General features: G+C 68.2%; 6 protein-coding genes. 1 reads left to right on the forward strand and 5 read right to left on the reverse strand.

Features of this window, described 5'->3' with window-relative positions:
- Window positions 1-6: 6 nt before the first annotated feature.
- The 5 genes from EV147_RS11620 to EV147_RS11640 form a co-directional block, all read right to left on the reverse strand.
- Window positions 7-3,111 carry a non-ribosomal peptide synthetase gene (locus tag EV147_RS11620; protein ID WP_130391348.1) on the reverse strand — a complete coding sequence of 1,035 codons (3,105 nt, stop codon included), beginning with the start codon at window positions 3,109-3,111 and terminating at the stop codon, window positions 7-9.
- A 3-nt stretch (window positions 3,112-3,114) separates the two neighbouring features.
- Window positions 3,115-7,623, reverse strand: a complete 4,509-nt coding sequence (locus tag EV147_RS11625) for a condensation domain-containing protein (RefSeq protein WP_130391349.1) — start codon at window positions 7,621-7,623, stop codon at window positions 3,115-3,117.
- A 54-nt stretch (window positions 7,624-7,677) separates the two neighbouring features.
- A complete protein-coding gene (locus EV147_RS11630) occupies window positions 7,678-8,412 on the reverse strand; it encodes a thioesterase II family protein (RefSeq protein ID WP_130391350.1) in 735 nt (244 codons plus the stop codon).
- Window positions 8,413-8,414: 2 nt separating this feature from the next.
- The gene (locus tag EV147_RS11635; protein ID WP_130391351.1) at window positions 8,415-8,636 is read right to left on the reverse strand and encodes an MbtH family protein; all 222 of its coding nucleotides are present in this window, start codon (window positions 8,634-8,636) and stop codon (window positions 8,415-8,417) included.
- A 244-nt stretch (window positions 8,637-8,880) separates the two neighbouring features.
- A complete protein-coding gene (locus EV147_RS11640; RefSeq protein ID WP_157994679.1) occupies window positions 8,881-10,119 on the reverse strand; it encodes an MFS transporter in 1,239 nt (412 codons plus the stop codon).
- Window positions 10,120-10,607: 488 nt separating this feature from the next.
- Here EV147_RS11640 and EV147_RS11645 point away from each other — a divergent pair, with 488 nt between their 5' ends.
- Window positions 10,608-10,838, forward strand: coding sequence for a hypothetical protein (locus tag EV147_RS11645; protein ID WP_130391353.1), 231 nt, complete (start codon window positions 10,608-10,610; stop codon window positions 10,836-10,838).

The following is a 10,838-nucleotide window of genomic DNA, read 5'->3' on the forward strand; positions in this document are numbered from 1 at the left end:
GACGCGTCAGGCGGCCGCGCTGGCCGTGGCGCGCAGTGCGGCGCGTGCTTCGGGCGACATCGCGGCGAGTTGGCGGTGGAGTCCGGCCAACGTTTCAAGCGCGGCGGGGTCGGAACTGGCGGCCTGCAGCGCCACGGCCAGCGCGGCGGCGTTGGGCGCGTCGAAGACGACGGCCGGGGCGATCTCGATCTTCAGCAGCTTGCGCACGCGCGCTACCAGCTTGATGACCAGCAGCGAATGGCCGCCAGCCTCGAACAGATCGCCGGTAACGCCGAGGCTCGATTCGCCGAGCAGGTCGCGCATCTGGTCAAGCAGCAGGGCCTCCAGCGCCGTGGCCGGCTCGCGTGCCGGTTCCCTGGTCTCGGGTTGCGCTGTCATGGCGTCCTGGACCAGCGCCCGGCGGTCCACCTTGCCATTTGGCAGACGTGGCAGCTCGGCGACGACGAACCACTGCGAGGGGATCATGGCGTCCGGCAGCCGTTCGGCCAGCGCCTGCCTGAGCGCACTGCGGTGCGCGCCCGCAACGGCGCTGGCGGGGGCGTCCGGCACCAGCCACGCGGCCAGCTGTGTGGCGCCCCCGGCAGCGGTGAGCGGCAGGACCACTGCCTGGCGCACGCCGGGCAGCATCGCCAGCACCTGCTCGATCTCCCCGCACTCCACGCGGAAGCCGCGCACCTTGACCTGGCTGTCGGCACGTCCGACCAGTTCGATACCGCCTTGCGGCCGGTAACGCGCAAGGTCTCCGGTGCGGTACAGGCGGCGGGCGGGATGCTCCGGGTGCGTGACAAAGGCGTCAGCCGGGCCATTGAGGTAGCCCGTGCACAGCTGCGCTCCGCCCAGATACAACTCGCCCGTTTCGCCGGCCGTGGCCGGATGGCCTGCCGGCGTGCGGATTTGCGCTTCGCAGTTGGCGAGCACCCGGGTCAGCGGCAGCAGATGTCCCGCGAGATCGGCGGCGCGCCGGGCATCGTGGACAAGAATGCCGACCGTGGTTTCGGTCGGGCCGTAGTGATTGCACAGCCGTGCCTGGGGGGCCTGCTCGCGCAGGCGATCGAGGAAGGCCGGCGAAGCCGCTTCGCCACCCATCACGACCACCGCATGCGGCGGCAAGGGCAGCTGGCCATCGGCGCCGTCGAGCAGGGCGTCCAGGTGCGACGGGACGATCTTGATGCAATCCACCTGCTCGCGGGCGAGAAACGCGCGGAAGCTGGCGGCCTGCTGCATGTCGCGGTCGTCGGCCACGCTCAGGCAGGCGCCTTGCCAGAGCGCGCCAAACAGCGTGGTATTGCCGAGGTCGGCGGCAACGGTAGAAGTGAGCGCGAAGCGCGTGCAAGAGTTGAGAGCGAGCGCCTCGCCTACGGCCGCCACGTAGTTCAGCAGTTGTCCATGCGTGATCGGCACGCCCTTGGGCGTACCGGTGGAGCCGGAGGTGTAGAGCACGTAGGCGTTGCTGGCAGGTTCGATCCGGGGCAGGGAGGCGCTGCAGTCGGGATCGGCTGCCATTAACGGAGCCATGGCGCTGCCGTCGAGCACAAGCGGGGCGCCCGCATCGGCGACGATCTGCGCCCGGCGTTGCGCGGGCCAGGCGGGATCGAGCGGCAGATATGGGGACCCGGCGCGCATGACCGCCAGCAGCGCGATCACGAGTTCTGCCGAGCGCGGCAGGCACAGTCCGACCGGCTGGCCCGGCTGCAGGCCCAGCGCGGGCAGCCGCGCGGCGATGGCATCGACGCGGGTGGCCAGTTCGGCATAGGTCCACATCTGGTCCTGCGCCGACAGCGCCGGGGCCTGCGGACGCTCGCGCGCCCAGTGCGCGAGCCGCTGCGGCAGCATTTCGGTACCGAAATCGCGCGCCGGTGCATGCAGGGCGCGGGCCCGGGCCAGATCGGCTGCGGTGGCCAGCGGGAGTTCACCGACAGCAGTGGCCGGCTGCGCGCGCAGCGTGCGCAGCAGCGTGCGGTACTGGTCGAGCAGGCAGGCGGCTGCGTCGTCAGGGTAGTGGGCGCTGTGGTGCAGCGCCAGGCTTTGCGGCTGGCCGGCGCTGTCCAGGCGCACCGCGAGCACGAGTTCCGCATCCGGCAGCAACAGCGGCGTCGTGCCCAGCTCCCAGCCGGCTACTGGCGGCTGGCCGGCTGCGCCGGTCACGGCGAAGGTAACGCGCGACGCGGCCCCGGCGGCGATGTCGGCCGGCGCGTGTTCACGCCAGTCGACGTGATGCTGGAGTTGCGCGGCGAAGCCAGCGAGCCATCCGCCGAAGGTCTGCGCCGGGTCGGGATGCACCACGACCGGCAGCACCGAGGTGTAGCAGCCCACCGCCCCGGCCAGTGCCTCGAAGTCGTCGCGGCAATCATTGCGCCAGCCCGCGCAGAACGGTGCAGCGGGGTCGAGCCGAGCCAGCAACAGCCACCACGCGGCCTGCATGGCCTGAACGGCTGGCACGCCGAGCTTGCCGGCCCAGCCGACGATAGCCGCGGCCTCCTCCTCGCCAAGGTCCACGGCAACCACCTGATGCCCCGTGACGCCGTGGGCGCGCTGGCGCCAGGGGAGCCGTGGGGCATCAAGCGGCATAAGACGGTCTCGGACGCCTTGCCAGTAGTCGCGCGCCGGTTCCACATTGTCCTGTGCGAGCCCGGCCGTCCAGTCAAGGTAGTCGGCGTAAGAGAGCGGCGGCTCGTCTGACGCGGCGTGGCCGTCATTGGCGTAGGCCGCAGCCAGTTCGCGTAGCAGCGTAGCCAGGCTTGTGCCGTCGAGGGCCAGCGGATGGGCGGCCAGCGTGACAGCGGTGCGGGCGGGGTCCGGCGCGCTGACGCTGACGGTGAGGGCCGGCATGTCGGGTCCTGCGTGGATATCCGCAACACGCGGCGCCGTTCCGGCGAAGTGCTGCCGCAGGCCGCGCAGGCCCTCGACGCGGCCGAACACCAGGCCGGTTGCCGGGTGGCGTTGCGCAACGCTCGCCAGCGCCTGTTCAAGCCGTGCCGCGTCGAGCGCGCCGTCGACCAGGGCGGTCAGCGTGATTGGCGCGGCGGCATGCGCTTCCAGCGCGCGTTGCTCGCGGCCCAGCGGTTGGGCATGGCCGTCCAGTGTGGCAAAAGTGTTCAGGATGGCGCTCATGGCTCAACCCTCCATGGCGGCGGTGACGGGCTGCGTCTGGGCCGCACTGTCATTGAGCGCCGGCAAGTCGCGGCGCTCGAACATGTCGCCCATCGCCACCACGATCTTGCGCGGGCCTTCGAACGGGTCGCGGGCGTGTGCAGCCAGCATGTTGTCGAGCATCACGACGTCGCCCTGGCGCCAGTCGAACCGGACGGCGCAGGCTTCGTACAGCGATCCGATCAGCGCCATCACCTCGTCGCCGATCGGTGTGCCGTCACCGAACGTGACCTGCCGCGGCATGCGATCCGGGCCGACGATGTCGAGCAGGTCGCGGCGCACTTCCGGGTCGAGGCAGGCGGTGTGGTGCAGTTGCACCTGGTTGAAGAAGCTGCGCTCGCCCGTGACGGGATGGGCGATCACCGCAGGGCAGCGTTCGCGCGTTTGCAGGGTGTCGGCATCGAGCCACGCGTATTCGGTTCCCGAGGCGCTCAGGCGAGCTTCCACCTCGGCGCGCGAATCGGTCTTGAAGAAGTCGCGCCAGCTGACGTCGAGCTTGTCGTTGAACGTGCGCACGTAGCGCAGCCCCCGGGCCTCGAACTGGGCGGCGAGGTCTGCCGGCAGGCGGCGGTACATCTCGCGGCAATCGACGATTGGCGTGGCGCCGCCCACGGGCGACGGCAGCTCGCAGAAGAACCACTGCTTGCGCGGCCAGCGCGACAGGTGCGCGCTTTCGTTGTGATAGAGGATCATCTCGCGCTCGGGGTATGGCGTGGAGCGGTAGGTGTTGCGCCCGCCTTCCTTCTTGGGCAGGTCGCCGTAGGCGCCGTACAGGCCCGGTTCGATCGACTCGGCGAACGCCTCGAACTCCTGCGGCGTGCGCAGTCCGAAGCCGCGCAGCAGGATGCCGCCATGCCTGCACAGCGTGGCCTCGATCTCGTCACGATGGCCCAGCGCCCAGGCAACGGGGTCGAGGTCCGGGGTGGCGGGCTCGATCACGATCGGGAAGGTCCGGTCCGGAGACAGGAACGAGGTGCGCACGGGCGGTACGGCTGCGGCCGGTTCAGCCGCCCGTTGCGGCTGGCGGGCCAGCTTGCCGAGCCTGGCGAGTTTGTCGAGCTTGCTGGGACTGGACACTTGGGCGGTGGTCATGGCGGGCGTCTCGGTAACAGGATCGCAAAGACCGGCCGGCAGATCAAAGCCGGACAGCGGGCGGGCAGCATCGGCCACGGCCTGCGCCAGCACGGCGCCATAGGTGTCGGCGAGGCGCTGCACCGTGGCGTGCGGGAAGAGGGTGGTGGCATAGATCCATTCGGCCCGCAGTCCGTTGGCGTGGGGGTCGAGGAACACCGCCAGGTCGAACTTGGCCGCATGTACCGGTGCTGGCAGGCGGTCGGCAGCCAGATCGTCGAATGGGCGTACGGCAGCGGGCGTGTTGTGCAGCACGAACAGCACCTGCACCAGCGGATGCCAGGCGCGCTCGCGCGGCACGCCGGCCGCCTCGACGATGCGGTCGAACGGGAGCGACTGGTGGTCGAAGGCCGCCAGCGTGCGGGTGCGGATCTGGTCGAGCAATTCGCCGAAAGCCATCTCGGGACGCAGCTCGGCGCGCAGCGGCAGCACGTTGACGAAGAAGCCGATCAGCCCTTCCAGCTCGCGCCGGGTGCGCCCGGCCACATCGATGCCGACTAACTGGTCACGCGCATCGCTCGCCCGGTGCAGCAGCAGGTGGAACGCAGCCAGCAGCACCATGTAGCGCGTGGCGCCATGCCGGTGGGCGAGGGCATCGACCTGTGCCAGCAACGCAGCCGGCAGGTCGGCATGGCAGGCGGCGCCGGCGGATGTCGCCACGGGCGGGCGGCGCTTGGGCGTGGGCAACGTGGGCAGGCGCGGCGCGCCGTGCAGCGCCGTGCGCCAGTAGCCGGCATCGGCCTGGCTGCGCGAGCCACTGGATTCGGCCAGTTGGTGTGCGGCGTAGTCCACGTACTGGATAGGCAGCGGGACGAAGGTCACGGGAAGCCCGGCGCGTGCCGCGTTGTAGCCCGTGGCCAGGGCGTCGAGCAGGATGCCGATCGACCAGCCGTCTCCGACGATATGGTGCAGCGTCACCAGCAGCACGTACTCGGTCTCGGTCAGCCGTACCAGCCGGGCGCGCAGCAGCGGCGGCTGGGCCAGGTCGAAGGGCTCGCGGGCCTGTCCTTCGGCCAGCTCCTGCAACGCCGCGTCGCGCCGTATGGGACTCAGCGCGGAAAGGTCGTGGTTCGGCATGTCGATGGCCAGCGCCGGGACGATGCTGGCGACGGGCGAACCATTGGCATCGGCCGGATAGCCGGTGCGCAGGATCTCATGGTGGGCGACGACCGCGTTCAGGCTGGCGTGCAGCGCCTGCACGTTCAGCGTGCCCGTGAGCCGCAGCCCGCCCGCCATGTTGTAGGTCCAGCGGTCGTCCGGACTGGCAATGCGGTCGGTCAGCCAGAGGCGATGCTGGGCGGGCGCCAATGGCAGGGGGCCGGAGCGCGCGGCGGGCTGGATCGGCGCTTCGGTGGCAGAGGGGGCTGAAGCGCGATACGTATCGAGCGCGGTGGCGCAGGACGCCAGCGTGGGATGATCGAACAGCAGCCGCAGTGCGATGCCAGCACCGTATCGCTCACGCAGGCGGGACACGAATTGCGCGGCGATCAACGAACTGCCACCGCTGGCGAAGAAGTGGGCGTGCCGATCGGTTGGCGCCGCGCCGAGCAGTTCCTGCCAGAGTGCGGCCAGCGCGATTTCCGTTTCGCCGCGCGGCGCTTCCGCCGGTTTGCCTGCGGTGCCGATGCCGCCGCGTGTGAATTGGCCATGCGCCCAGACCGCACAGGCATCGAGGTTGTCGTCGAGCCAGCCCTGCCGGCAGGCGCTGCGCTGCAGCTTGCCACTGGTGGTCTTCGGCAGGCCGCCCGGATTGAGCAGCAGCGCCACGGCCAGCGGCTCGCCGCAGGCGTCGCCAACGGCCAGCGCCAGTTGCTGCACGAGTGCGGCGTGGCCGTGCCGCTTCTGGTCAGGCCGCGAGATTTCGGCAGCAACCCCGATGGCCTCGCCTTCGGGCGTCTGCACGGCAAAGGCCGCTACGCGACCGCGCCGTGCCGCCGGCACCTGGGCCTCGACGGCGCGCTCGATATCCTGGGGATAGAGATTCTGGCCGCGCACGATGATCAGGTCCTTGCGGCGGCCAGCGATGAAGAGCTGACCGCCGCGCAGCAGCCCCACGTCACCCGTTCGCAGCCAGCCTGACGATGCGGGGCCGAACGTGGCCGCCGTGGCCGCTGCGTTGCGCCAGTAGCCATGGGTCACGCTGGCGCCGGCCACTTCGATCTCTCCCACGAGGCCGTCCGGCAGCGCCGTGCCGTCCGCGTCCGCGATCCGAACGGCATGGCCGGCACGAGGGAAGCCGCATCCCACGAGTTCCAGGCCCGTGTGGGCCGCCTCGCCGCGACCTTGCGCCAGCGCGGCGGCGTCGAACGTTGTGCTGCGCATGCCGCCATCGCGCTGTCCACCGGTGACGAACAGCGTGGATTCGGCGAGGCCGTAGCAGGGGTAGAGCGCCTGCTGGTGGAAGCCCGCTCCGGCAAAGCGCTCGACGAAAGCGCGCAGCGTATCGGCGCGCACTGGCTCCGCACCCGAGTAGGCAACCGCCCAGCTCGACAGGTCCAGGCCATCCAGCTGGCTGTCGCGTACGCGTTCCACGCAGAGCCGATAGGCGAAATCGGGACCGCCCGACACCGTTGCACGGTATCGGCTGATGGCCTGGAGCCAGCGCACGGGACGTTCCAGGAAATATTGCGGCGACATCAGGGCGACCGGCACACCGACAAAGATCGGCTGGAGCAGGCCGCCGATCAGGCCCATGTCGTGGTAGAGCGGCAGCCACGTGGCAATGACGTCGTCCGGGCCGATCCCCATGCCAGCGGTGATGGCCAGTTCGTTGGCCATGACGTTGCCATGGCTGACCATGACGCCCTTGGGCGACGCCGTGGAGCCGGACGTGTACTGCAGGAAAGCGAGCGTGTCCGCATGCGGCAGGTAAGGCGCCCAATCCTCGGGCGCGGCTCGATGGGCGGCGTCCGCGTGGACGATGCGGGCCGACGGCGCGATGGCGGCGAGCGCCTCGGCATGGGCCTCCGCGTGCACGGCGGTTGTGATCAGCACGGTGGGATCGGCATCGGCGGCCATCGCATGCAGCCGCGCTACCTGTGCCGAACGCACGGCGCCTGGCTCGAAGGCCGGCACGGCGATCAGGCCGGCGTAGAGGCAGGCGAAGAAAGCGGTGACGTAATCGATGCCACTATCCATCAGCAGCAGGGCGCGATCACCCGGCGCGGCCTGCGCGGACAGCTGTGCGGCCAGCGCGCGAACACGTGCATGCAGCGCGCCGTAGCCATGGCAGGTTTCGCCGTGGGCCTCGACGATGATCAGCGCCGTGTCGTCGGGCCGCTGCGCGGCCAGACGGTCGAGATGGGCCACCAGCGTGGCCGGGACGTTCGGGTCGGACTGCATGGCGTCTGCTTTCCAGAAGGACAGTTGGCGTAGGACGGTGCGCGGAGGCTGTGGTCAGGCTGGCGCGAGCGAAGAAGAGGCCGTGGCGGGAAGGCTCAGGCGCCGGAGCAGGCGCTGGATCACGTCCGCCTGGCTCTCGTGGAGAAAGAAATGCCCGCCGGAAAACCAGTCGAGCGTGTGGCCGGCGTTGGTCTCGCTGCCCCAGGCTTCCAGATCGGCCGGCGAGATCTGGTCGTCATGGCCCGCGAATACGTGGATCGGCATCGGCAGCGGTGCCACGTCGGCGCGGCGGAAGCTCTCGCAGACGCGGTAGTCGGCATCGAGCACGTCGAGCGTCAGGCGCAGCAGTTCCGGATCGGCGAAAACGGCTTCCGGCGTACCGCCGAGCTTGCGCAGATCGGCCAGCAACGCGGTATCGCCGCGGAGGTTGGCCAGCCGGGCGGAGTCGCGCCGGCCTGGCGCGGCACAGCCGGACACAATGAGCCGTTGCGGAAGCTGGAGGCCGCGCGCCCGCAACAGATGGCAGATGCGCCAGCCGAGCAGGGCGCCCATGCTGTGACCGAAGATATCGAACGACGCGTGCGCAACGCGACGGCTGCACAACTGATCGGCCAGTTCCAGCGCAAGCGCCTCGAAATCGCGCAGCAGCGGCACATCCAGGCGCGCGCCGCGGCCCGGCGGTTCCAGCGGAATCAGCGAGACGTCAGCCGGAAACTGGCGACGCCAACGCAGATAGGCCATGGCGCTGGATCCGGCGTGCGGAAGGCAGAACAACTGCTGAGTCGCCATGATCAGGCATCCGCCCGGGATGGCTCCTCCATGAACCGGCGCAGGCTCAGCGGGCGCATGTCCGTCCAGGTACGCTCGATGTAGTCCAGGCAAGCCTGTTTGCCGCCGCTGAATCCTGCCGCGCGCCAGCCGCCCGGCACAGGCTTGTAATCGGGCCAGATCGAGTACTGCTCCTCGTGGTTGACGAGAACCAGGAACGTGGCGTCGTCGCGGTCGAAACTCATGCAGGTCTCCCTTTCGGCGGTACATGTGTCAGCGCCGCCTGTCGGGCGGCATCACAGTGTTGGACGAAAGGGATGGGGGATTATTTAGTGGAGCGGGGATTGGCTGATGTTATTTAACATAAGATGTATTCGACCTAAGGTAGCGTGTTGACCACAAATAGTATTCCGCTTCAAGCCAGATCGCGACTCTGCGGCAACAGGCAGCCGATACGGCGCGCCTGGTCGGAGCTTGTGGCCCACGAAGCTACCCGTGAGCATCGCCAGCGGCAGAATCCACTTGATTGTTAATGATTTTCGTAGGCTCCCGCCGGCACCGATGCAGTACCGCCAGGATCACGACCAGCGCAGACAACACGCCGGCGAGAATCCCCATGCCGGCCGGTGTGCCCTCTCTCTGCAGAACGGTGCCGGCAACCGGTGAGAGGATCGCCCACGCGATACTCCCGCCACACGTCACGACCGACACCGCAGTCGCCCTGACCGAATCGGGAGCCACCCTGCAAACCTCCGAGGTCAGCATCGGCACGAACGACCCATACAGCAATCCATGGGCGAGGATGGCTGCGCCAAGAGGCAGCCTCCAATCCGATCCGGCTGCCGCGGCGACGGCCAGAAGCGCCAAAGTCGTAATCGCGAGGCCAAGCAGCTTGTAGATAGCGGCGCGCGACAGGGTGGCCAGTGCACGACGGATGCCCAGGCTGGCGACGGCGCCGATGCCCAGATCCGCCGCCATCAGCCAGCCTTTGATTGCGGAGTCCACGCCGTGCTGGATCAGCAGCCATTGCTGCGCGAGAAACCCAAATCGCACGATTGACAAGAACAGACCAAACAACAGCAGCAGGAACATCAGTTGCGGCAACACGCTGCGCAAGGCCCGCCACATTTGCACCATCCCATCACCCGGAGCGCGAGACGCACGGTCGTCCACCCTGAACAACACTATCGCACCAAGCAACATCGCGACCGCCGTTCCCAGCCATACCGCAGCATACCCGCCGGTTGCATGTAGCCATCCACCCACCAATGGCGCAATGGCAAAGGACAGTGAGCCGGCAGCACGGCTGAGCGATTCCCATCGCGGGTACTCGGCCAGTTCGCCCCGACGTGCAAGATTCTGGTAGAGCAACGCTGCATCGGCGCCGTTCACCGAACTTTGTGCCGCGCCCAGTGCCACCAGGGCCGTGGCAAATGTCCAGAATCCGGGGTGGACCAGCATCGCCGCGTGCGACGCGGCTGCAGCGACGCAACCAACGGCCAGGCATCGCTTGCGTCCAATGCGGTCTGCCAGATAGCCGGTAGGCAGGTCGAAAACGAACTTGGCGCCAAAGAAAATGGCGTCGAGCCAGAAAAATTGTTCGACGGTCATGCCGTAATGGATGAAGAACGCCATCCATACCGCATAGGTCAAGTACGCATTGCGGAATACGCGGAAGGCCACGATGCGCCATCCGACAGCGATCGGCGCGTCCCCCGCTTGTGTCATGGTGCCACCCGACTGCGTCGTCGGCTCAGTGTCCCTGCCTGGCATGGCTTCGTTCAGTACCTTCCTCGGCGCCGCACGGTCTGCAGCATGGCCAGATAGATGCGCGCAGGCCATAGTTGGCCCAGATCACAACGATACGGAGTCTAACTACAAATTGACGTCGATCGAATGAAATTTTTAATCAGATAACTACAAATGGTGTAATTGTCGCAATGACAGAATTTGCAAACATTCGTGGTCTTTTTGCAGATTCTCCTGGACTCAATGCTTCCCCCCCGTCTGGGGGTAAAGCGCGACGAATCGCACAGGTGGCCGACCGAGCCGATCTCTCATTCAGGAGGCCCCTCCCGAGGTTGGCGGCTATGCTACATTCGAGCGCTCCGCGAGCCTCGACACGGTTGCCTACGGGCCGCACGTGCTGGACGGGCCGGACGGGCCGGACGGCTCCAGTACTCGGCCTGTCCGTCGATGACGAGAGGCTGATTGAAATGTGGCGCCGCAACGGCGTCATGACGCGAGGTGTGCACTGGGTCGCTTGGCTGGGAGAGGACACCATGGATGTGGATGCCAGCAATATCGCGGATAGCGAGTTCATCAATTTCTACGCTGCCGCAGAGGTGACCCGTAGCGGACCACCTCTGCGGCAGCGCATCAATATTGGGAGCGGACCGGTGCACGACATCGATCGCACCGGCAACCCGATGTCCGTTCTTTCCTGA

The organism is Cupriavidus agavae (assembly GCF_004217045.1).
In the GTDB taxonomy this organism is placed as follows: domain Bacteria; phylum Pseudomonadota; class Gammaproteobacteria; order Burkholderiales; family Burkholderiaceae; genus Cupriavidus; species Cupriavidus agavae.